Here is a 22,397-nt window from a genome sequence, read left to right on the forward strand (position 1 = left end):
GCGCAGGCGTGTGGGGGCGGCTCTGCGATCCGCGCGCACCGCGGGGGACGAGCGCGTGCCGTCCAGCGGAGCGGTGGGACGCGGCGCCGCGGCTCACGATCCCGTGCGGTCGGGCGTCTCCGCGTCGGTCCAGAACTCGGTCAGCGCCCGCGCGGTTGTCTCGGGGGCCTCGACGTTGGGGGAGTGGGCCGCACCCGGGATCACCACGCGTTCGGCGCGCAGTTGCTTGGCCATTCCGGCCTGCGTCTCCGGCAGCCAGGCGTCGTCGTTCTCGCCGTAGAGCACCAGCTTCGGCAGGGCGGTGACCGCCGCGAGCTCCGCGGTGCGGTCGGGCGCGCCGAGCAGCTCCTCAGCCATGCGCACCAGGCCGCCCGGGTCGTTGGCGAGCATACGGGCGCGTAGGAAGGCGTGGATCTCCTCGGGCACTCCGCTCGTACGTGCGGGGCCGTCGAGGTGTTCGGCCCAGACCCGGTGCACGCGGTCGCGGGTCGGAGCGGCGCCAAGCGCGGCGACGAGCCGGCGGGCGCTGGTGGCACGCGGTCCCTCGATCGCGGACGGGCCCGAGCTCATCAGGGTCAGCGAGAGCAGCGGCGCGGTGCTCGCGAGGACCGTCTCGCGTGCCAGCAACCCACCGAACGAGTGGCCCAGCAGGTGGACCGGCCCGTGGCCGAGCGCCTTCACCAGCTCGCCGATGGATTCGCCGAGCGCCGCGAGGCTGTAGTCATCGGGGTGGTCCTGGCCGGGCGACTGGTACTGGCCGGGAAGGTCGAGCGCGATCACGAGCCGGCCGGCCTGCGCCAGTGTCTGCAGCACCCCGATGAAGTCCTCTTTGCTGCCGGTGTAACCCGGTACCAGGAGCGCCGCGTGCAGCTCGCAACTGCCGGAGGTCGGCATGGCCTGCAACGTGGCGAGTGTCCCGCTCGATGTCGCGACGTCGGCCCGCCGTACTCCGGGCGGGAGTTCAAGAAACCGAGGTGTGCTCACGACGGTTCACCATAGACGATCGCGCGAGCGATGGGGGTCGGGGGCGGACAGGGGATTGGCGATCACGCGGCTGTCCCCGCCCGAAACCGGTGTGTTTGGCGCTACCGGCCCGATAGGAACCGGGCCGGTCCCGGTGGACCGGGACGCCGCGGCGTCCCGGAGTACGATCGCGAGGCGGCAAGGGGCCGGGGCGGTACAGCACCGGCCACTCGCTGGCGGCGGGACCCTTTGTGCCGGGTGTCCCTGCCGCCGGTCGCACTCTGTTCCTGGTTGCTAGTCCTGGTCCTTGCGGATCTCGGCGCCGTTGCGCGTGCGGCGGCGGCGCCGGCGAGCGGGCTTCTCGCCGCCCTCGCCACGCGTGGAGTTGGCGGACTCGCTGGGCTGTTCCGTGCTGGCGGCGTCGGAGCTCCGGCCACCGCGGGTGCGGCGGCGGTTGCCGCGGCGGTTGCCGCGAGCGGGCTCTGCGGCGCGTTCCTTGTGCTGCTGGCCGGTTTCGCCGATGTCCTCGACCTCCTCGGCCTCCAGCCCGGCGCGGTCCCGGCTCCCCTTGGCCAGTGTCCCCTTGGTGCCGGGAGGGATCCCCAGCGCCTCGAAGAAGTGCGCGGAGGTCGAGTACGTCTCCTCGGGCTCGGGGTAGGGCAGGTCGAGCGCCGCGTTGATGAGCTTCCAGCGCGCCATCTCCTGCCAGTCGACGAAGGTGACGGCGGTGCCGGAGCGTCCGGCGCGCCCGGTGCGCCCGGTGCGGTGCGTGTAGGTCTTCTCGTCCTCGGGGCACTCGTAGTTGACAACGTGCGTGACGTCGTCGACGTCGAGTCCGCGTGCGGCGACATCCGTGGCCACCAGGACGTCGATCTTGCCGTTCCGGAAGGCGCGCAGCGCGCGTTCGCGCTGGCTCTGCCCGAGGTCGCCGTGGACCGCCGCGGCGGCGAACCCGCGGCCCTTGAGCGCCGTGGCCACCTGGTCGCAGTTCCGCTTGGTCTGGCAGAACACCATGGTCAGCCCGCGGCCTTCGGCCTGCAGCAGCCGCGCCAGCATCTCTTGGCGGTCCAGAGCGTGGGTCCGGAACACGTGCTGGTAGATGTGACTGGTCCGGCTCGGGTCGATGTCATCGTCGTCGCCCGCCGTAACGTGGGTGGGCTGGCGCAGGTAGTTGCGCGACAGCGACACGATCTCGCTCGGCATGGTGGCCGAGAAGAGCATGACCTGGCGTTCGTCGGGGATCGTGGTCAGGATGCGCTCGATGTCGGGCAAGAAGCCGAGGTCGAGCATCTTGTCGGCCTCGTCGAGCACCACGGCGCTCACGCCGGACAGGTTGAGGTGCCGCTGCTTCTGCAGGTCGAGCAGGCGACCGGGGGTGCCGACGACGATGTCGACCCCCTTCTGCAGGCCTTCGATCTGCGGCTCGTAGGCCCGACCGCCGTACACGGTAAGGATCCGCCCACCGGTGCGCTTGCCGGCCGTCGTGAGGTCGGCCGCCACCTGGATGGCAAGCTCCCGGGTGGGCACCACGACAAGGGCGCGGGGGCGCTTGGACTCGCCGGGGCTCGCCTGCGCGCGCTGCAGCAGGGGGAGGCCGAAGGCGAAGGTCTTGCCGGTTCCGGTGCGCGCCTGGCCGATGATGTCGGTGCCGCTCAGGGCGAGCGGCAAGGCCAGGGACTGGATGGGGAAGGGTTCGACGATCCCTTCCGCTTCGAGAGCGTCCGCGATCTCGGAGTTCACGCCGAGGTCGCGGAAGGTCTGTCGGGTTTCGTTGGTCGTGTCTGTGCTTGTCAGGGCTGCTGCCTCCATCTGGATGGGCCGCGTTCAACGCCGCGGCCGGAAGTCCTGTCGCGGGTGGGTCCCCGCCGCGCCGGGCGCGTGGCCCGTCGCGGAGCGGTTGCCCGCCCATCTCGCTCGTACCGGCGGGAACGTGTCGAGTGCGGCCCGTGGGCCGGCGCGTTCCGGGCCACGGCGCGGCTCGCTTCGTCAGCGATGTCGGCTCCGGACTCGGGGCCAGGGCACTGGGCCGCTGGCCGAGACCCGCGCGCTCGCGCCGTAGGCGGACCCGTACTCGCGTCGGTGTCAGCGGTTACCCGCGCGCTCACGTTCCTCGCTCCCTGCGCCGCCGGTGGCGAAATTCTCTTGAGTGCGGCACCGGCGGTGACCGTCTTCGTTCGGTGGGATGCGCGCCGGTGAATTCTCTTGTCAAGCCCGCCAGGGCGGCTCACCCACCGGGTGTGCCCGCGTCTCCTGGCCAGGCGCGTGGGGATCCTCGCGCGGCCCCCGATGCGCTGGCTCGTGTACTGGTATGGACCCGCGTGTGTGGCGGGACCGGGACTTTTGCCCCGTTGATCCTCGAATCCGACGCGCGAAGGGGGCTTTCGCGCGAACGGCCGGCCAAACGCCGGCCACTGGGAGAGTCTATCCTGTGGTTCCGCGGCTGGATACGGCGTCCGTACCACAGATCGTTCCGACTTCGCCGTTCGCGCTGTCCTTGCGCGTACAACGCGGGCCGGGTCCCGATTAGTCCACTCGTCCTCGGTGCGGCTCGCGAGCGCTAACCTTGCACCATGACGTACGGCTCCGCTGACTCCGCACCCGGCTCCGCGGGCCCCTCGGACGGCCCTTCCACCGCGGTGATCGACCTGCTCGGCCTGCTGGCCTACGCGGAACTCGTAGCGTTCTTCCGGCTGTCCGACAACGCCGAGCTCGCCCCGACCCTCGTGGCGAAGGGAGAGCTGGCGGGATTGGCGGCCGCCGAGTACACGCACTACAAGCGGGTGCGCGACCGCCTCGCGGAACTCGGCGCGGACCCCGAGGAGGTCATGGCTCCGTTCACCGAGCCGCTGGATGCCTGGCACGACCGCACCAAACCGCAGACGTGGCTGGAGAGCCTGGTCAAGGCGTATGTCGGGGACGGGATCGCCGGGGATTTCTATCGGGAGGTCGCCGAGAGCGCCGATGAGGAGACCCGCGCACTGGCCCAGTCCGTGCTCTCCGAGAGTGGGCGCGGCGACTTCATCGCTTCCCAGGTCCGCGAGGCGGTCGAGCGCGACCCGTCACTGGCCGGCCGGCTCTCGCTGTGGGCCCGGCGGCTTGTGGGTGAGGCGCTGAGCCAGGCCCAGATCGTCGCGACGACCCGGGTGGAGCTCGCGGCGCTGCTGGTGTCCGGTGCGGGAGAGGCCGAGCCCGAGTCCGAGTCGGGATCGGGAGACCTCGCCGCGGTAAGCCGGATGTTCGCGAAGCTGACCGATGCGCATAACGCCCGGCTGGAGGCGATGGGGTTGAACGGCTGACTGCGTGGTGACCCGCTCCATGGCCCCGCGGCGTTGGCGCGGCCGGAACTTACCTGCGGGTAAGTGCGTCTTCCCGGGGAAGCGCGCTCCCCGCGCCGCTCCGCGTTACGGGGTCTTGGTACATATTTGATGCATTTGTTGTTTGTCTGTATATAGTGTGCTTCGTCCTGATCTCCTTCCCTGTTCGAGGTATGTGTGTCCACCATGCGCAATGGGTTCTTCGCTGACTGTCCGCTGACGCGGCTCTCCCGTGACTTCGACTTCTTCGGGTCGGAGAGCACCTCGGCGGATCCCGCGCTGACGGCCCAGCTCGACCAGCACGCCGCCGCGGTCCGAGACTCGATACTGGCCGACCGCGTGGCCGTGACGCGTCGCAGCCTCACGCACTATCTGCAAGGGTTCATGGACGGCTGCCGCGAGCGGGGCTGGGACTCGAGCTCGGTCGAGTACGACTGGGAGACCCTGCGCGTACTGGCCATCTGCCGGATGGCAAAGGAGTACGGTTTCGTCCGCTAGATTGGTCACATCCCCGCGTGGTCCACAGGACCGGGGCGCACACGGCCGTCCTTGAACTTGCCCGGCGGGATCCCGCCGGGATTACGCTGATGTCCATCCAGGGTCGACACTCGTCCCCGTGTCACGCAGCGCGGGCGGGTCGAGACTTCCTGGTCAGGAAACCACGGCCAAGCGGTCCGGAGCCCCGTGACCCGTGACCGGGGAACAGTCCCCGTGACCGAGGATGCGGCCGATGCCGCGAGAAAGGAAAAGCGCATGAGGAGCGGCCGGCATGGGGCGGCACGCCCACCGATCGGCGTTCTGATCCACAAGGAGCGCGTGGACTTTCTCCTGCTCGGTCTGATCGTTGCGGTCGCCGCGGGAGCCATGGCGCTGAGCGAGTGGACGACGCCGGCTTTCTGGCTCGCGGCCGTTCCGGTCCTGCTGGGCCCGGTCCTCATGGTGCGTCGCATCGGCCGGCTCGCGCGCGACGAGATCGTCCGCGACGCCGACCTTCTCTAGCGCGTACCCGGCAGCCCGCGCCTGCCGCACCGCCGTCCTGCGCGGAGGGGCGGAGCCGGGCGACCCCGCCCGTTTCGCGGCCTGTGCTGCTGGTCATTCCTGCTGGGCGTGTTCCTCCTGCTGGGCACGTTCCTCGGGGCGAGCCGGGGCTCCCCGAGTCGCGTCGGCGCGCCCGGCCTGGTAGCTCTCGTCCTCGCGCAACGCGCTGGTGTCGCGCTCGGCCATGTCGAGCCAGCGAGCCCAGCGCTGCTGCATCGGACGCACCATGCCGCCGCCGATACCGACGACCAGAATCCCGCCGATGGTGGCGAGAGCCGCGATGAGCACCGGTTGGGTCACGGTGGTGGCCACGCCGATCTGGTTCAGGGCGGCGATCACACCGAGCGCCATGATGAAGATCCCGGTCACGTTCGCCAGGAAGCCGCCGTAGCTGAGGCCGCCGAGCGCTCCGGAGACGAGGTCGCGCGCCGCCTTCGCGATCACGCCGGCCACAACGATGATGACAAGCGCCACGATCGCGTGCGGAATCCACGCGACGACGCCGTCGATGAGTTGGGTGATCGGGTTGTTCGGTCCGAACACGCTGAACGCGAGCTGCAACACGATCAGCACACCGGCGTAGTAGATGATCTTCCCGGAGAGCATGCTCGCGCTGTACTTGCTGCGCTGGAAGTACTCGCCGACACCGCTGTTGTTAAGAGCGCGGTCGAGCCCCACGCGAGCGAGGCCCTTGGAAACCAGCCTGCCAATGAGTTTGGCGATCAACCAGCCCACGATAAGGATGGCCAGAAACGCCGCGAGGCGCGGGACGAAGGACACTACGGCGGTCCACGCCTCCGTCAGTCCTTGCTCGATATTCATGGACGCTTCCTTCCCCCCGAAGGTGCTCCGCCGCCGGCTCGGGCTCCCATGTCCTCCGGCGAAACCGAGCGGTTGTTCTCACCCCGGCGATTACCCGTTTTCGGACAGCCTGAATCTCGGGAAGTAGCGTCTGGCTACGGATAGTTAACAGCCGGGACGCGCGCCACCGCGTGTCGCGGCGCGCATCCCGGCTGCGGGTGAGCTAGCTCCGGGTGAGGTCCCAGCCGCTGATTCCCCGCCACGCCAGGCGTGCGACGAGGAGCTCGGCCGCCTCCTTGGGGATCGCCCCCTGTGTGCTGAGCCAATGGCGTGCGCTGGTCTCCGCCATGCCGACGAGCGCGACGCTCAGTAGCTGCGCCTCGCGGTCGGAGATGCTGGTGTCCTGGCGAATGACCTCACCGATGAGTTCGGCGCAGCGCTGCTGGGTCTCCTCGGTCTTCTCCCGCACAGCGGGCAGGTTGCGCAGGTCCGACTCGAAAACGAGCCGGAACGCCTCACCCTCGCCCGCCACGAAGTCGAAGTACGCCTGGAAGCTGGCCGTGACCCGCTGCCGGTTGTCGGTCGTGCTCTCAAGCGCCTCGCGCTGCTTCTCGACCAGAGCCTCGGAATGCTGCTCCAGCAGAGCGAGGTAAAGTTCCAGTTTGCCCGGGAAGTGCTGGTAGAGCACCGGCTTGCTGACGCCCGCGCGCTCGGCGATCTCGTCCATCGCCGCGGCGTGGTAGCCGTGGGCGACGAAGACCTCCTGTGCCGCGGCCAGCAGTTGGCGCCGTCGTGCGAGCCGGGGCAACCGGGTCCCGCGCGGGCGGGCGTCTGAAGGAGCTGTCACACCCACACCCTCCGAACTCATCGCGGCGCGTACGGGCGCCACGCTCGATGACGTGTGCTCTGCAACGTGCCACCGGGCAGACGTGCGCATTCCGCGTCCCGGTGCAGTACCCCACCATCTTACTCGGACGTAGGTTACCCGCCGCCATGATCCCCATGAAGCCGGGGACGGTTCGGTGACCAGGCGCGCCGTGCTGGTCCCAGCACACCGCCGGCTAACGGGCCGGTGCGGCACACGGCGCTAGCGGTAGTCGTCCTCGTCCAGCTCCACTTCCTGGAGCTGCTCCACCGTGTCCGCCTCGGAAGCCTCGGTCCCGGCACCGGGGTATCCGCTGCGCATCCAGTCCGGGGGCGTCTCGGCTATGTCCGCGCGCTGCTCGGCGGAGTCGGCCTCCGCGGACTCCAGCGCGGGCTCCCCGTTCTCTTCCTCGGTAGATTCGCCGGGTTGCTGATGGGACGTCACGAGAGCCTCCTGCAATGTCGCTGGGCTTCCCTTCCACGCTACTCGGCTGTGGGCGGGACGGTCATGCCGCGGGTTGGGGCGCATACTCCCCGGTAGACGGAATAGAGTGCACGACAACACGAACCGGACGGAGGGCCGATGGGGGAACCGATCTCGTTGTGGCCAGGCGAGTTCCGCGGACCCGGCGGCCGGCGGGTCTTCGTCCGCCAGGACGGCTCCGGCGCGGCCGCGGCCAATGCGCGTACCCTCTACATACACGGGCTTGCCGGCTCCGCCGGCAACTGGACCGATCTGATGGGCGCGCTGTCGCCCGAGCTGGCTGGCGAAGCGCCCGACCTTCCCGGTTTCGGCAAGTCCCCACCGCCCTCCGACGGCGACTACAGCCTCGACGCGTACGCCGCGACCGTCGCCGACCTGATCCGTGACGGCGCGTCGCCGGTCCACCTCGTTGGCAACTCCATGGGCGCGGCCACGGCCGTGCGCGTGGTGGCCGACTACCCGGAACTGGTACGTACCCTCACCCTCATCTCGCCCGCGCTGCCGGACCTGTGGCCGCGGCGCATCCCCTACCAGATGACCGGCGCGCTGATCCCCGTTGTCGGGCCCGCGGTCTACGCCCGGATCCAGAGCCGGCCGGCCGAGGTCCGGGTCCAGGGAATGCTCGACGCCACCTTCTACGACCCCGCTTCCGCCCCGGCCGAGCGGGTGCTCGACGCCCTGGAGGCCGAGCGCGAACGCGAGCAGCAGGAGCACTGGCACACGGCGGTGCTCGAGTCGCTGCGCGGACTTGTCGCCGAGTACCTGAGGTTCGGCCGCCGCTCGTTGTGGCGGCAGGCCGCCGAGGTCCAGTGCCCCACCCTGCTCATCTACTCCGGCCACGACAAGTTCGTGAACCCGCGTCTGGCCCGTCGGGCCGCGCGGACCTTCCCCCGCAACCGCCTGGTGCTGCTGCCGGAGGCCGGGCACCTTCCCATGATGGAGAGCCCGGAGCGTGTGGCGCGCGAACTGCGGTCGTTCCTGCGGGCGGAAGCGCCCCACTAACGTGCCCCGGCCAGGAGGGGACGGCGGATCAGGTGGTGCCCCGCCAGCGCCGGGCACGGATTGGCACCTGAGGGTGGGAATGTCAAACCCCACCTCGTAGGTTGGGTACCAATGGAAGCTCGTCACGGACCCGAACGCGCCGGCGTTGCAGGCGCCTCCCTTCAAGGGGACGTGACGCCATCAAGGGAAGTTGAGGAGTTGCTGTGTCGCTGCCGCCGCTGGTCGAACCGGCTGACGAGCTGACCGTCGACGAGGTGCGCCGCTACTCTCGTCATCTGATCATCCCCGATGTCGGGATGGACGGCCAGAAGCGCCTGAAGAACGCCAAGGTCATGGTCGTGGGGGCCGGCGGGCTCGGCTCGCCCGCCCTGCTGTACCTTGCCGCCGCTGGCGTGGGCACGCTTGGCATCATCGACTTCGACGAAGTGGACGAGTCCAACCTGCAGCGTCAGGTTATCCACGGGCAGAGCGACGTCGGCAAGCCGAAGGCGGAGTCCGCGCGCGAGAGCATCGAGGAGGTCAACCCGCACACCTCGGTCGTACTGCACAAGGAGCGGCTCGACTCCTCCAACGCGCTGGAGATTTTCGACGGCTACGACCTCGTTCTCGACGGTACGGACAACTTTGCCACCCGGTACCTGGTCAACGATGCCTGCGTGCTGCTGAACATCCCCTACGTGTGGGGGTCGATCTTCCGGTTCGACGGTCAGGTCAGTGTCTTCTGGAACGAGCACGGGCCGAACTACCGCGACCTGTACCCCGAGCCCCCGCCGCCCGGCATGGTGCCGTCCTGCGCCGAGGGCGGCGTGCTGGGTGTGCTCTGCGCCTCCATCGGATCGGTGATGGTCAACGAGGCCATCAAGCTGATCGCCGGCATTGGGGACCCCCTCGTCGGCCGGCTGATGATCTTCGACGCTCTGGAGATGACCTGGAAGACCGTGAAGGTCCGCAAGGATCCCGAGGGTGAGCCGATCACCGAGCTGATCGACTACGAGGAGTTCTGCGGCACGGTCTCCAACGAGGCGCAGGACGCCGCCGCGGGCTCCACCATCACCGCGCGGGAGCTCAAGGAGAAGATGGACAACGGCGAGGACTTCCAGCTCGTCGATGTCCGGGAGAAGAACGAGTACGAGATCGTCAACATCCCGGGCTCCATCCTGATCCCCAAGGACGAGTTCCTCAACGGCGCGGCGTTCGGCAAGCTGCCGCAGGACAAGCAGATCGTGCTGCACTGCAAGTCGGGCGCGCGCTCGGCCGAGGCGCTGTCCGCGCTCAAGGGAGCCGGGTTCAGCGACGCCGTGCACGTGGGTGGCGGCGTGCTGGCCTGGGTCAACCAGGTCGACCCCAGCCTGCCGTCCTACTGAGGCTCCGCTCCCGGTCCCACGCCCCGGGCCACCAAGGCGGCCCGGGGCTATACCGCGCGGCGCCTTTCGACTCGCGTTCTGCGGCAGCGTGCCGTGGGTAGGAACCCCGGTAACGGCCCGAGATTCCGGGCGGGAACGGGGAGGTAACCCATGAAAGGACGTTGGGAGGACTGGGTCGCCGTCGTCGCTGGCGTCGCGGCGGCCGTTAGCTGGGTCTGGCACGGGATGCTTGGGATCGGGATGGCAGCCATGCTCATCCTGGGCGTCCTCACCGTCCTCGCGGCGGTGATCTCGATCACCCGCCCCGGCCTGATCGCCACCGAAGTGGTCACGCTCGCACTCGGGGTACTGATGTTCCTCTCGCCGTGGCTCCTGGCGTTCGCCGGAACCATGGCGGCGGCATGGACGGCGTGGATCGCCGGTGCGGTGATCGCGGTGATGGGCATCGTGAGCCTGCCGCTCGCGAATACCGCCCATCGCAAGGCAGCTACACGCTAGTTCTCGGGTGGCCCGGCCAGGCCGGACCACCCGCCCCTGGAGCGTGCCGCCGAACACGACCGGACGCGGGCCGGCCCACGGGCCGGCCCGACTCATGGCCGGACAACTGATCGGCACGCCCGCACCTGTGCGGTCCGGTCATCCTGTCGCTAGGGTCAGGGCGTGCTGCTCTCCCACCTCTTAGCGATCGCTTCGGTGGCCTCCGGAACGGTTGGCGCGGGCGGCGGCCGGGACCGCGCCGCAGCGGATCGGCCGGGCGCGCACGTTCCGGAGGCGGACACCAACACCAACACCAACACTGGCGCTGCGGCTGCCGCTGGTACCGGCGGCGACGCGGCCGCCGGACCGGGTGACTTCGCCGAACGCGTGCTCGACGTCGTGGAGCGCATCCCGCCGGGCCGGGTGATGTCCTACGGCGACGTGGCGGAGTACCTGGAAGAGGCCGGGCCGCGGCAGGTGGGCCGGGTCATGTCCATGTGGGGCGGCGCCGTGCCCTGGTGGCGGGTGATCCGCGCGGACGGCCGCCCGCCGCCCGGTCTGGAGGTCGAGGCGTTGCGGAACTACGCCGCCGAGGCCACACCGCTGCGTCCGAACGCTGGCCGCGTTGACATGCGCCGCGCACGCTGGGACGGTGCCTGACCCCGAGCCCTACTCGAAGAGTTCGGCGGAGTGCCGGTAGGACAGCCGCGCCCGACCGATGGCGGGGTCGAGTGTTCCCGACCGCAACTGGGGCGGATTCGCGGCGGAGAATGTGCAGGTCTGGCGGGTCGCGATCGGCACAGAACTGCACGAGCCCGCCATGGCCATACGCGACCGTGCGCTGAAAATCGACCAGTCCGAATTCCGCGTCCGCCACAGCCGGCGTGTCACCCTGATGCTGGATGTAGGGCGCGGCCTGGCCCGCGAACGCCGAATCCCGGCTGGCGCCCTCGAGTGGTTCGACGGCGCCGAGCTGCGCGCCCCGCAGCACGTGCGCAACTCCATGCGGGTCCGCGAAATCGTGTCGGTGTTGCTTACCCAGGCCCCTCGGGACGCGGGAGGACAGCGCCTGCGTGCCATGGCCGCACGCATGGGGGGTACCGCACTAGTCCGCGGATTACGAGTTTCCTGGGGTATAACAGTTGTTATTATTTGGGGCCGCGATCTTCGATAAGATCCCGGATCATGATGGTTGAGCCCATTTAGCCCGAATACAAGCCGCTTACAGCGTTGGTGGTACAACTGCGTGATTCCGGATTCACGGTCGCCGAATTCGCACAGCGACTGGTGGTGACCACCTCGGACACCGATATGCGCGCCGGCGTCACGGTCACCGGCGACGCCTTTCTCTGGGAGTGGGGTCCGACGATCGGGCCCATCGACGATCTGGGGCAGGCGCACGCCCGTGTAGCCGCCGCCCTGGTCAACCTGGCAGGTGAGCCGTGAGCGGCGCCCACGCCGCCGAAGCCGTGTCCCGTCTGCATTGGGACTATCCGCGGTCGCCGGTTCGTCGCCAGTCCCCGAGCGCGCCGGCTTGGGGCTGCTGGCAACCGTGATTGCTTCCAGCACGCGCGAGTTGAACGGGCGCCTGGTCCCCAGGACGCCCAGATCGCCGCTGGGTCCATGGCCATCGGACCCGACGAGGAACCACCCCCTGGTGCTCTCCCCGGCACCGTGGTCAGCTTCGAGGAGCTGCTACGCCCCGAAGCCAACGAACCCTAATCCAGCCTCTCGGTCTGTGACCTACTGGTGCCCCCATGTCTACCGACCCCGCGCTGCTCTATGTCCACACCGGCCCGCCTGCCGGAGATGCAGTTGGCGGTGGACTCCACGGCGCTGGTGCGCCATGGCTCGCTGAGCATCAACCGCCTTGAGTACCTCCCGATCCGATTCACACCCCCCACCATCAAGGAAGAGACATGGCAGAACACCGCCCGCCCGTCGTCCTCGCACCCGGCATCAGCCACGCCGACCTCGCACCGGACCTCTTCGCCCATGGCCCGATTGCTCAAGTGGTTCTTCCCGGAGGGGTGAAGCTGTGGGCCATCACCCACCACGACGCACTCAAAGAGGCATTGAACACCCAGCCCGACGACTTCGTGCGCAACGCGGCCTATTGGCGCGCCCTCAATGACGGCGAAATCGACCCGGCCCACCCCATCGTCGCGATGTTCAACGGCGTGGACTCGATGCTGCAAACCGACGACCCCGACCACAAACGGGTGCGTCAACTGGTGCAGAAAGCCTTCACCCGCCGCGGCATCCAAAAGCTCCAGCCCCGGGTCGCGGCGGTGGTCGCCGAGCTGCTGGATGAGGTGGAGACCGCCGGGAGCGAGCGCGTCGTCGACCTCAAGGAAGAGTTCGCGGTGCCGCTGCCCATCCGTGTGATCTCCGAACTGCTGGGAATCCCGGCCGAGGACCAGGCCAGAGCACACGACCTGACCACTCGCACCCTGTCCGGGCTGCATGAAGGGGCGGTAGATGAGCTGTGCGCATTCATCGACGCCACCATCGAATACAAGCGCGGCCACCCGGACGAGGGCTTGATTAGCCAGATGATCGCGGTGCGCGACAGCGACGACGCCCGACTCAGCCCCAAGGAGCTGCGTGACAACGTCCTGCTGTTCTACACCGCCGGCTACGAAACCACCATGGGCGTGATCACGAGCGGGGTGCAGGCGCTGCTGGAACACCCCGGCCAGATGGAACTAATCCGCACCGGGCAGGTCGAGTGGGCGCAGGCCATCGAGGAGATCCTGCGCTGGCAGTCCAGCGCGGCGCTGATTCCGATGATGTTCACCGCCCGCGAGGTCGAGGTCGGTGGCATCCCGCTGCCGAAGGGCGAGCCGCTGCTGCTGGCCTACATGGCGGCCAACCGCGACCCCCAGGTGTTCGAGCGCGCCAATGACTTCGACATCACCCGCGAACCTGCACCCCACCTGGCCTTTGGCCACGGGGTGCACCGCTGCCTGGGCGAGCCCTTGGCCCGCCTGGAACTGGAAATCGCCCTGCCCGCCGTGTTCGAGCGGCTCCGCGACATGCATCTGTGGGGCCAGCGCCCAGGACCGGCTCCCAGCCTGATGATGAACCACCCCGCCTCGCTGCGGGTGGTCCTGGCCCGCCATGTCGGCCTCGGTGCCTCCATGGCCACCGCCTAACTTCAGCCTGCCCCTGCGGCCGTCATCCCCTCCGGCGGCTGTACCTGAGCGGTGCCTGCGCCGGGGACGCGCGGGCACCGTTCACCTGGTGGGGCACGGATCCGTGTCGCTGTCCGCGCCCCGCCGAGGAGATCGCGCGGGTCAGCGGGAGTCCATGGGTGTCGCACAGCAGGTGGAGCGTGGAGCCGGGTTTGCCGCGATCAGTGGGGTCCGGCCCGGTCTTCTCCCTCTCTTTTGGCTCGGGACCAGTCCAGCAGCGCGCGTGGGCCCGGCTCGTCCAGCACGGCCGGGTGGATGCGGGACCGCAGGCCCGTCTCGGTCCAGGTCTGGAACCAGCGGTGGGCGGTGGCTCGGGTGAGAGGGCGTTTCGTGGGTTGATGTCCCTTTCGTTGCTGGGTTTGGATGAGGCGGACTGGTCAGGAGGCCTCTGGTGGGCTATGGGCGCGGCCGGGTGAACAAGCCCGGCTCGGTCTCGGTGAGGATGCCGCGGCTGACCAGGCGTTTGAGCTTGGAGCGGGTGTTCTCGACGTTCTTGGACACGATGGGCAGGTCCAGGGTCTGGCACAGGTCGCGGGCGCGCAGCGGTCGGCCGAGGTCGACGAAAGCGTCCATGATCTGCTGGTAGGCGGGGTGGTCGGGCAGCGCGGGAGGCGGTGCGGCCGGCTCGGCGTCGTCCTCGCCGACCAGGGAGAGAAGGGTCGTGCGGGTGATCTGCAGATGCGCGATCGCCTCGTCGAGTTCGCTCAGCGTCGCGGTGAGCTCGTCGATGCGGGCCCGGGTCTGCTCGGCCTCGCGGGCCAAGGCCTGCTCCCGCTCCGCGACGGCCTCCAGCAGCGGTTCGCTCGCCTCGCGGCCGCTCATGCGCCGCGCCAGGGGGAGCCGGAGGTGCCGGTCAGCCGACGGGCCATCACATCGCTCATCGCCCAGTACACGCGCGACTCGGAACTGGCGGGGCGGTGCTCGTAGTCGCGGACCAGGCGCCGATGCAGGGCCAGGGTGCCGTAGGTCTGCTCCACCACCCACCGTTTGGGCTGGGGAACGAACCCGCGGTCGGCCGGGTTGCGCGCCACGATGTCCACGCCGATGCCCAGCGCGGCTCCGTGGTCCACGACGGCGCTTTTGAAGCCCTGGTCGACCAGGGCGGTTTGTACGGTGTCGGTCCGGGCGGTGACACGGTCCAGCAGGGCGGTGCCGGCGGTGTTGTCGTGGGCGGATGCGGCCAGGACCACCACCGCCACGACCAGGCCCAGTACGTCCACGGCCAGGCCACGCTTGCGCCCGGTGACGCGTTTTCCCGCGTCGTTGCCGGTGGTGTCGGAGGGGACGGCGGCCGCGGCGCGGATGCTCTGGGTGTCCAGAACCACCAGGCTCGGGTCGGATAATCGACCTTGTTTCTCCCGTGTCTGCCAGCGCAGCAGCTCGTGGATGGTCTGGTCGGTGCCCTCCTCGCGCCAGGCGGCGAAGTAGTAGTAGACGGCGCTGGAGGGCGGCAGGTCGTGAGGCAGGAAGGCCCACTGGCAGCCAGTGCGGCCCTGGTAGAGGATCGCGTTGACGATCTCGCGCATGTCGTAGGCGCCCTGGTGGCCGCTGACCGAGGGGTGGGCGGCCTTCCAGGCCGTGATCACCGGTTCGATCAGGGCCCACCGCTCGTCGGATAAGTCGCTGGGGTAGGGCTTGCGTTCCGTCACCCGGCTATCCCAGCACGTCCAAGCTGACCAGGCAGTGGTAACGCTACAAATTCACCTCATCACAATAGGACACAGCGGGCGTCAACCCACGAAACGCCCTCTGATGCCGAACAGGCCGTCGGTCGTCTCCCAGGAGCAGCCCGAGACCTGGACGAACAGCACGGTGGTTAGCACCGCACGCTGGTCCATGCGAGGCCGGCCGGGCTTCGGCGGAGGGGGCGGAAGCTGTTGGACGAACTCCCACAGCCCATCGGGCAACGTATCGCTCACGGCACGTGATCATGTCCGGGATTGGACGAACTCGCAGGGCTTTTGAGACGGGCTCTAATGTGGCCCTGGAACTCGGAACACCGGGACTCAGGGTGCCCGTGATGGGACCGGAGGCGCAAATTCGATGGTCGGGCCGCGGAACGGCACTGGGTGCTCGTACATTGTCCTGAGCATCTTTTGACCACTCCCGTTCCGCCGGGTTCGCAGAGCACCCTCTTGCCCTGCGGGCTCCGCGGTACCCCCACCCCCGTAACCAAGGACTGGTCCCATGCCGCCTCGCGCCTCCGTCACGCGGGGCTCGCCAAGGCTGTCGAGCCGGCCGAGGGCTGGATGGCCACGAGCCGCGCAGGCCCCCGCGCGCGTCGTCTGGTCGCGCGGAACCCGCCGCACCCCGGGCTGGCAGCGCCACTGCCACCGCCATCGCGTCTCGCGGAGGGCACTGTGACCGCCAACCCGTACCGCCTGGTGCGCAGCCCGCACCCGCCCCCGGACGCCCCGAGGCTGGACGACAACCAGCGGCGTGTGGTCGACCACAAGGGCGGGCCGCTGCTGGTGCTGGCCGGGCCCGGCACCGGCAAGACCACGACCATCGTCGAGGCGGTTGTCGACCGGATAGAGAACCGCGGCGTCGACCCCTCGCGGGTGCTGGTGCTCACGTTCAGCCGCAAGGCCGCTCAGGAGCTACGTGAGCGGATCACGGCACGGCTGCGGCGCACCACGCGCGAACCGCTGGCACTCACCTTCCACAGTTACGCCTACGCGCTGATCCACCGCGAGTTCCGGCGCGCCGGCGACCACCCGCCGCGGCTGCTGTCGGGGCCCGAACAGCTCATGGAGATGCGCGAGATCCTTTCCGGCGAGATCGCCGACGGCGCCGAGATGTGGCCCGAGCGGCTGCGTCCGGCACTGCGCGCCCGCGGCTTCGCCGAGGAGCTGCGCGACTTCCTCATGCGGGCCCAGGAAAGAGGGCTCGACTCTCCCGACCTGGACCGTCTCGGGCGCGAGCACGGCCGCGACGACTGGGTGGCCGCGGGCGACTTCCTTGACCGCTACACCGGCCGGTTCGACATAGCCCCGGTTCCCACCTGCAACTACGCAGAACTGGTGCGGGTAGCGGCGAACCTGCTGTCCGACCCCGGGATCCAGGCCCGCGAGCGAGCGGCCCACGAGGTGGTGTTCGTCGACGAGTACCAGGACACCGATCCCGCCCAGGAGGAGCTGCTGCGCGCGCTGGCCGGAGACGGGCGGGACCTGGTCGCCGTGGGCGACCCCGACCAGTCGATCTACGGTTTCCGCGGCGCGGACGTCCGCGGGATCCTGGAGTTCCCGCAGCGCTTCCGCGCGGTCGACCGCAGCGAGGCGCCGGTCGTGGCGTTGCGCACCTGCCGCCGCAGCGGCCGCGCGCTGCTCGCCGCGTCCCGCGGGGCCGCCCAGAGGCTGCCCGCCGCGCCGGCCGCCGGGCACGGCCCGGCCAACGCGCACCGCGCGCTGGAGCCGGCCCCCGGATCCCCCGAAGGGGAGGTCCGCGTGCTGCTGGCCGAGAGCGCCACGCAGGAGGCCGCGGTCATCGCCGACACGCTGCGCCGGGCGCATCTCATCGACGGCGTTCCGTGGTCGCGCATGGCGGTGCTGGTCCGCTCCGCTACCCAGCAGCTCCCGGTGCTGCGCCGGGCACTGGCAGCGGCGGGCGTCCCGGTTGTTGTAGGGGGCGACGAACTACCGCTGGCCTCCGAGCCGCTGCTCCGTTCGATGCTGTTGTTGGTCCGGTGCGCGCTGCGGCCCGAGACGCTGGACGACGACGCAGCGCACACGCTGCTGACGAGCCCTTTCGGGGGCGCGGACACCATTGGGCTGCGCCGCCTCGGCCGGGCGCTGCGCAGCCTGGAGCTGGAGACCGGGGGCCACCGCACGGCAGCGGTGCTGCTCACCGACACGCTGCGCGACCCGCGCGGGCTGACCATGGTCGAACCCGCGGTCGCCGCGCCGGCCCAGCGCGTGGCCGACCTGCTGCGCCTGGTCCGGAAACGCGCCGACGCGGGCGGGTCGGCCGAAGAGGTGCTGTGGGAGCTGTGGCGCGCCAGTGGCCTGTCGGAGAAGCTGGCCAACGCCGCACAGGCCGGGGGCCGCCGGGGTGCGGCGGCAGACCGCGACCTTGACGCCGTTGTCGCGTTGTTCGAGAGCGCCGCGCGCTACTGCGACCGCCTCCCGCCCGGCCTGCCCGAAGGGTTCCTGGACGACTTGGAGGCCCAGGAGATCCCGGGCGACTCGCTCGCGGAGCGGGCGCCCGAGGGTGATGCCGTACGCATCCTCACCGCCCACCGGTCCAAAGGGCTCGAATGGGATCTCACAGTGGTCGCCGGGGTACAGGAGGGCGACTGGCCCGACCTGCGGCTGCGTGGCTCACTGCTGGGGGTGGAGCAGCTCGTCGACACTGTCGCGGGCATCTCGGACAACTCGGGCGCCGCGGTGGCGTCCAAGCTGCTCGACGAGGAGCGCCGGCTGTTCTACGTCGCGACCACCCGCGCCCGGCACACGCTGCTCGTCACCGCTGTGGGCGGGGACGACACCGAGGAACGGCCGTCGCGGTTCCTCGCCGAGCTCGGCGTGGGGGAGCCGGAGCGCGTCAGCACCGGCCGCCGCTGGCTCTCGCTTCCCGCGCTCGTGGCCGACCTGCGTTCCGTCGTCACCGACTCCAGCCGTCCTGATCCCCTGCGCCGGGCGGCCGCGGCCCACCTGGCCCGCCTCGCCGACGAGGGGGTGCGGGGCGCGGACCCCGCCGAGTGGTACGCGCTCACCCCGCTCTCCGACGACCGGCCGCTCGCGGACGAGGACGAGACCATCCGGGTTTCGCCCTCGCAGGTGGAGAGCTTCACCACGTGTCGGCTCCGCTGGCTCTTGGAGAACGCCGCCGGCGCGACGGGAGCCGACATGACATCGGCGCTCGGCAGCATCGTGCACGCGATCGCCGTTCTCGTCGCCGAAGGCGAGAGCATGGCCGAGATCCAGCGGCGGATGGACGGTATCTGGTCCGAGCTGGACTTCGGCGGCCCCTGGTTCGCGATAAAGGAGCGTGAACGTGCCGACGAAATGGTGCGCAAGCTCATCTCCTGGCACGAGGGCAACGAGCGGGAACTCGTGGTGACCGAGGAAGGCTTCCAGGTCGACATCGGGGGCATCGAGATCATCGGGCGGGTCGACCGGCTGGAGCGCGACGCCGCGGGGCGCGCCTTCGTCGTGGACATCAAGACCGGCAGCTCGGTTCCCAAGGACGAGGAGATCGGGCGCCACCCGCAGCTCGGCGTGTACCAGTTGGCGGTGCTCAAGGACGCCTTCGCGCGGTTCGGGCTGGCCGGGCCGGGCGGGGCCTCGCTCGTGCAGGTCGGCGGGACCCGCGTCAACCCGAAGGAGCAGCCGCAGCCAGCGCTGTCCGACGACTCCGATCCCGCGTGGCCGCAGAGGCTGGTGCGGGGCGTCGCGGACGGCATGGCCGGGGCGAGCTTCGCGGCCACGCGCAACACGTTCTGCGACTCCTGCGCGGTACGGTCGAGCTGCCCCGCCCACGACGAAGGAAAACGGGTGTGACCGAGGTGGCGCACGAGCATGAGGCGCGGGCCATCACCCCCGCTGAGCTGGCCCGGCTGTTGGGGCAGCCGGAACCCACCGCCGAGCAGGCCGACGTTGTCTCGGCACCGCTCGGTCCGGGCGTGGTCATCGCCGGAGCGGGATCCGGCAAGAGCGAGACCATGGCCGGCCGGGTCGTGTGGCTGGTGGCCAACGGATACGTGCGGCCGGAGCACGTCCTGGGACTCACCTTCACCCGGAAGGCCGCCGCGGAGCTGGCCGAGCGTGTACGCAGGAGGCTCGACCAGTTGCGCGGCACCGAGCAGGTGCCCGCGGAGATCCTCGACGGCGACCCGGTGGTGTCCACCTACAACTCCTACGCCGCGCGGCTGGTCGCCGACCACGCGCTGCGCGAGGCCATCGAGCCCGCCACCCGGCTCATCAGCCAAGGGCAGTCCTGGCAGCTCGCGGCGCGCATCGTGGGCAGCTACGACGGCCCCATGGACGAGATCACGGTCAAGCCGGCCACCGTCGTCCGGCGGATGCTCGACCTCGCCGGTGAGCTCGCCGACCACCTGCGCACCCCCGACGATGTGCGCGACATCGGCCACTGGATCGACGAGCGCGTCGCCGCGGTGTCGGCGACCGGCAAGGTCACCAAGGACACGAAGGAGCTGGTGTCCACCCAGCGCAAGCGGGAGCAGTTGCTGCCGCTCGTCGAGCGCTACGCCCGTGCCAAGGCGGCGCGCGAGGTCATGGACTACAGCGACCAGGTGGCGCTGGCCGCGCGGATCGCGACGCGCCATGCCGATGTCGGGATGATCGAGCGCAGCCGCTACCGCGTGGTCCTGCTCGACGAGTACCAGGACACCAGCCATGCCCAGCTCCTGCTGCTGCGAGCGCTCTTCGGCGGCGGGCACCCGGTCACCGCCGTCGGTGACCCGTGCCAGTCCATCTACGGCTGGCGCGGCGCGAGCGCCGGCAACCTCACCGGCTTTCCCACGGACTTCCCCGAGAAGCCCGGCCAGCCCGCCCCGGTGCGCCGCCTCGCCACGAGCTTCCGCAACGGTGAGCGCGTGCTGAGCGCCGCCCGGCGGTTGTCCGAGCCGCTGCGCGAGGAGGCCGGCCACGTGCCCGTGCTGTACCCGGGGCCGGCGCGGCGCGGCCGCGGCACCGTGGCGTGCGGCCTCTTCCACACCGAGACCGAGGAGGCGGCGTGGATCGCCGAGACGGTCAACACCGTCATGTCCCAGCCCGGCCACCTCGCGCCCGACAGTCTCGAATGGCCCGCTGGCGAGGGCGGCGCGCCCATCTCCCCGGGCGACGTGGCGATCCTGTGCCGCAAGCGGTCCCAGTTCCCGGTGCTGCGCGAAGCCCTGGAGGGCCAGGGGATCCCCGTGGAGGTCGTGGGGCTCGGCGGGTTGCTGACCGTGCCCGAGGTCCGCGACATCGTGGCCACATTGCGCGTCATCCAGGACGCCTCGGCCGGCAACGAGCTCGCCCGGCTGCTCACCGGCCCCCGGTGGCGTATGGGGCCGAGAGACCTGGTGGCGCTCGGCTCGCGTGCCTCCGAGCTGGCCAAGGAGACCCGGCGCGACCTGCGCGGCCCGGAGCCGGCTGACGGCGACCAGCCGGACGGCGACGACCTGCTGCGCCGCACCGTCCTGGACCTGACCGCCGAGTCCGGCAGCCTCGCTGACGCTCTTGACGACCTCGGCCCCGCGGAGCACTACTCCGAGACCGGCTACGAGCGGCTGAACGCCCTCGCCGACGAGCTGCGCGGGCTGCGCAAGCTCACCGGCCAGCCGCTGCCCGAGCTCATCACCGAGATCGAACGCGTCCTCGGCCTGGACATCGAGGTCGGGGCGCGCACCGGCCGCGACCCGGTGGCCGCGCGCGCCGACCTCGACGCCTTCGTCGACGCAGCGGTGCGCTTCACTGGCAACAGCGACGACCCCACGCTCGGCGCCTTCCTGAACTACCTGCGCTCGGCCGAGGACGCCGAGAAGGGCCTGGAACCCGGCGAGCGTGTCAGCGGCAGCGACACCGTGAAGCTCATGACCGTGCACGGCGCCAAGGGGCTGCAGTGGCCACTGGTGGTGGTTCCCGGGCTCTCGGGCGGCCGGTACCCGGTGTTCCCCACCAACCCGCGCGATACCGGGGGCTGGGTCCGCCAGGAGCACCAGATCCCGTTCCCCCTGCGCGGCGACGCGGCGGGACTGCCGAAGCTCGACGACGTCGACAAGGACAGCCTGGCGAGCTTCAAGGACGCCGACAAGGCCCGGCACCGCCTGGAGGAACGGCGGCTCGCCTACGTCGCCGTGACCCGCGCCTCGTTCGCGCTGCTGTGCACCGGCCACTGGTGGGGGCACGCCAACGCGAGCAAACGCGGCCCGTCGCCGTTCCTGGAAGAGATCAGGGACGCCTGCGAGAGCGGCGCCGGACGGGTCGCGCGCTGGGCTCCGCCCCCCGAGGAGGGCGAGCGCAATCCCCAGACCAGCGAGATCGAGCCGGTCGAGTGGCCGCGGGCGCCCGAGTCCGACGACGGCGCCGCCGGCGAGCGGTTCCGCGAGATCGCCGACGGCGCCGACCTGGTGCGGCAGGCCCGCGACGGAGAGGGGCACCGGTGGCTGGATCTGCTGGAGCGCGCCGAGATGCCCGCGCACATGCGGCGCCGTCTCGACGGCTGGAGCCGCGACACCGACCTGCTACTCGCCCACCGGGACACGCCGGACACCGCCGACGGCACCATCCCGGTGGAGCTGCCCGGCCACCTGTCCGTGTCGTCGCTGGTCGCGCTGGCACGGGACCCCGAAGGTCTCGCCCGGTGGATCCGCCGCCCGCTGCCGCGCCCGCCCGCACCGCACACCCGGCGCGGCACCGCCTTCCACGCGTGGCTGGAGCAGCGCTTCGGCCAGCAGACACTCCTGGTGCCCGGCGAGCTCCCGGGCGCCGCCGACGACACCGCCGGCGGCGACGAGGACCTTGAGGAGCTGCAGCGCCGGTTCGAGGCCTCGGAATGGGGCGAGCGGATCCCGCTGGACGTGGAGGTGCCGTTCGAGACCACCATCGGCGACCGCCTGGTCCGCGGGCGGATGGACGCCGTGTTCCACGACAGCGCCACCGGGCGCTACGACGTCGTCGACTGGAAGACCGGCCGCCCACCCGAGGACGAGCGCGAGCGTGCAGCCATCGCCGTCCAGCTCGCCGCGTACCGCCTCGCCTGGGCGGAGCTGGTCGGGGTGCCGCTGGAGGAGGTCAGCGCGGCGTTCCACTACGTCCGCGCCGACCGGACGGTCCGCCCCGCCGACCTCCTCGACGCCGAAGGGCTCGCCGCCCTCATCCGCGACCTCCCCGAACCCGGCTGAGGCCAGGGCACGCTAGGTTGCGTGGGACGGGTTGCGGCATTGGGG

19 protein-coding genes and 1 pseudogene are annotated in these 22,397 nt (G+C 70.5%); 12 read left to right on the forward strand and 8 right to left on the reverse strand.

The features are described 5' to 3' along the window. Positions 1 to 93: 93 nt before the first annotated feature. The gene (locus tag F4561_RS03460) at positions 94 to 984 is read right to left on the reverse strand and encodes an alpha/beta fold hydrolase (RefSeq protein WP_184574707.1); all 891 of its coding nucleotides are present in this window, start codon (positions 982 to 984) and stop codon (positions 94 to 96) included. 273 nt (positions 985 to 1,257) lie between these two features. Beyond that, entirely contained in the window at positions 1,258 to 2,703 is a 1,446-nt protein-coding gene (locus F4561_RS03465) for a DEAD/DEAH box helicase (RefSeq protein ID WP_312885569.1), read from the reverse strand. 830 nt (positions 2,704 to 3,533) lie between these two features. Here F4561_RS03465 and F4561_RS03470 point away from each other — a divergent pair. The 3 genes from F4561_RS03470 to F4561_RS03480 all read left to right on the forward strand — a co-directional run bounded on the left by F4561_RS03470 (position 3,534) and on the right by F4561_RS03480 (position 5,276). Beyond that, positions 3,534 to 4,259 (forward strand): ferritin-like fold-containing protein, encoded by a 726-nt coding sequence (locus tag F4561_RS03470; RefSeq protein WP_184574711.1) that lies wholly within the window; start codon positions 3,534 to 3,536, stop codon positions 4,257 to 4,259. 204 nt (positions 4,260 to 4,463) lie between these two features. Next, positions 4,464 to 4,775 (forward strand): DUF6401 family natural product biosynthesis protein, encoded by a 312-nt coding sequence (locus tag F4561_RS03475; RefSeq protein WP_184574713.1) that lies wholly within the window; start codon positions 4,464 to 4,466, stop codon positions 4,773 to 4,775. A gap of 255 nt (positions 4,776 to 5,030) precedes the next feature. Beyond that, positions 5,031 to 5,276, forward strand: a complete 246-nt coding sequence (locus F4561_RS03480; protein WP_184574715.1) for a hypothetical protein — start codon at positions 5,031 to 5,033, stop codon at positions 5,274 to 5,276. Positions 5,277 to 5,369: 93 nt separating this feature from the next. On the opposite strand, the gene F4561_RS03485 is transcribed toward F4561_RS03480, so the two are convergent. From F4561_RS03485 to F4561_RS03495, 3 genes are all read right to left on the reverse strand, one after another. Beyond that, complete coding sequence (locus F4561_RS03485; protein WP_184574717.1) at positions 5,370 to 6,137, reverse strand: mechanosensitive ion channel family protein; 768 nt, start codon at positions 6,135 to 6,137, stop codon at positions 5,370 to 5,372. 202 nt (positions 6,138 to 6,339) lie between these two features. Continuing rightward, complete coding sequence (locus tag F4561_RS03490; protein WP_184574719.1) at positions 6,340 to 6,963, reverse strand: TetR/AcrR family transcriptional regulator; 624 nt, start codon at positions 6,961 to 6,963, stop codon at positions 6,340 to 6,342. A gap of 240 nt (positions 6,964 to 7,203) precedes the next feature. Then, positions 7,204 to 7,425 (reverse strand): Rv3202a family protein, encoded by a 222-nt coding sequence (locus tag F4561_RS03495; RefSeq protein WP_184574722.1) that lies wholly within the window; start codon positions 7,423 to 7,425, stop codon positions 7,204 to 7,206. 138 nt (positions 7,426 to 7,563) lie between these two features. Between F4561_RS03495 and F4561_RS03500 the strand changes: the two genes are divergently transcribed. The 7 genes and pseudogenes from F4561_RS03500 to F4561_RS03530 all read left to right on the forward strand — a co-directional run bounded on the left by F4561_RS03500 (position 7,564) and on the right by F4561_RS03530 (position 13,465). After that, a complete protein-coding gene (locus tag F4561_RS03500) occupies positions 7,564 to 8,466 on the forward strand; it encodes an alpha/beta fold hydrolase (RefSeq protein WP_184574724.1) in 903 nt (300 codons plus the stop codon). A gap of 203 nt (positions 8,467 to 8,669) precedes the next feature. After that, entirely contained in the window at positions 8,670 to 9,830 is a 1,161-nt protein-coding gene (gene moeZ / locus F4561_RS03505) for an adenylyltransferase/sulfurtransferase MoeZ (RefSeq protein WP_184574726.1), read from the forward strand. Positions 9,831 to 9,980: 150 nt separating this feature from the next. After that, positions 9,981 to 10,328: an SPW repeat protein gene (locus tag F4561_RS03510; protein WP_184574727.1), complete on the forward strand. Its 348-nt coding sequence runs from the start codon at positions 9,981 to 9,983 to the stop codon at positions 10,326 to 10,328. Positions 10,329 to 10,673: 345 nt separating this feature from the next. Beyond that, positions 10,674 to 10,967, forward strand: a pseudogene (locus F4561_RS32265) (MGMT family protein); the annotation flags it as partial. Between the two features lie 58 nt (positions 10,968 to 11,025). Continuing rightward, positions 11,026 to 11,481 carry a hypothetical protein gene (locus F4561_RS03520; RefSeq protein WP_184574729.1) on the forward strand — a complete coding sequence of 152 codons (456 nt, stop codon included), beginning with the start codon at positions 11,026 to 11,028 and terminating at the stop codon, positions 11,479 to 11,481. 116 nt (positions 11,482 to 11,597) lie between these two features. After that, positions 11,598 to 11,753, forward strand: coding sequence for a hypothetical protein (locus tag F4561_RS03525; RefSeq protein ID WP_184574731.1), 156 nt, complete (start codon positions 11,598 to 11,600; stop codon positions 11,751 to 11,753). Positions 11,754 to 12,226: 473 nt separating this feature from the next. Beyond that, on the forward strand, positions 12,227 to 13,465 hold the full coding sequence (locus F4561_RS03530) for a cytochrome P450 family protein (protein WP_221445352.1): 1,239 nt from the start codon (positions 12,227 to 12,229) through the stop codon (positions 13,463 to 13,465). 435 nt (positions 13,466 to 13,900) lie between these two features. Here F4561_RS03530 and F4561_RS03535 read toward each other — a convergent pair whose 3' ends face one another. The 3 genes from F4561_RS03535 to F4561_RS03545 form a co-directional block, all read right to left on the reverse strand. Next, entirely contained in the window at positions 13,901 to 14,326 is a 426-nt protein-coding gene (locus tag F4561_RS03535) for a hypothetical protein (protein ID WP_184574733.1), read from the reverse strand. Then, the gene (locus F4561_RS03540; RefSeq protein WP_184574734.1) at positions 14,323 to 15,153 is read right to left on the reverse strand and encodes an IS5 family transposase; all 831 of its coding nucleotides are present in this window, start codon (positions 15,151 to 15,153) and stop codon (positions 14,323 to 14,325) included. The genes F4561_RS03535 and F4561_RS03540 overlap by 4 nt, the downstream gene beginning before the upstream one ends. Positions 15,154 to 15,234: 81 nt before the next feature. Beyond that, positions 15,235 to 15,423 carry a transposase gene (locus F4561_RS03545; protein WP_184574736.1) on the reverse strand — a complete coding sequence of 63 codons (189 nt, stop codon included), beginning with the start codon at positions 15,421 to 15,423 and terminating at the stop codon, positions 15,235 to 15,237. A gap of 441 nt (positions 15,424 to 15,864) precedes the next feature. Between F4561_RS03545 and F4561_RS03550 the strand changes: the two genes are divergently transcribed. Further along, positions 15,865 to 19,005 (forward strand): ATP-dependent helicase, encoded by a 3,141-nt coding sequence (locus F4561_RS03550; protein ID WP_312885125.1) that lies wholly within the window; start codon positions 15,865 to 15,867, stop codon positions 19,003 to 19,005. Next, positions 19,002 to 22,352 carry an ATP-dependent helicase gene (locus tag F4561_RS03555; protein ID WP_184574740.1) on the forward strand — a complete coding sequence of 1,117 codons (3,351 nt, stop codon included), beginning with the start codon at positions 19,002 to 19,004 and terminating at the stop codon, positions 22,350 to 22,352. Before F4561_RS03550 ends, F4561_RS03555 begins: the two co-directional genes overlap by 4 nt. Positions 22,353 to 22,397 lie beyond the last annotated feature (45 nt).

It is taken from the genome of Lipingzhangella halophila (genome assembly GCF_014203805.1).
Lineage (GTDB): Bacteria > Actinomycetota > Actinomycetes > Streptosporangiales > Streptosporangiaceae > Lipingzhangella > Lipingzhangella halophila.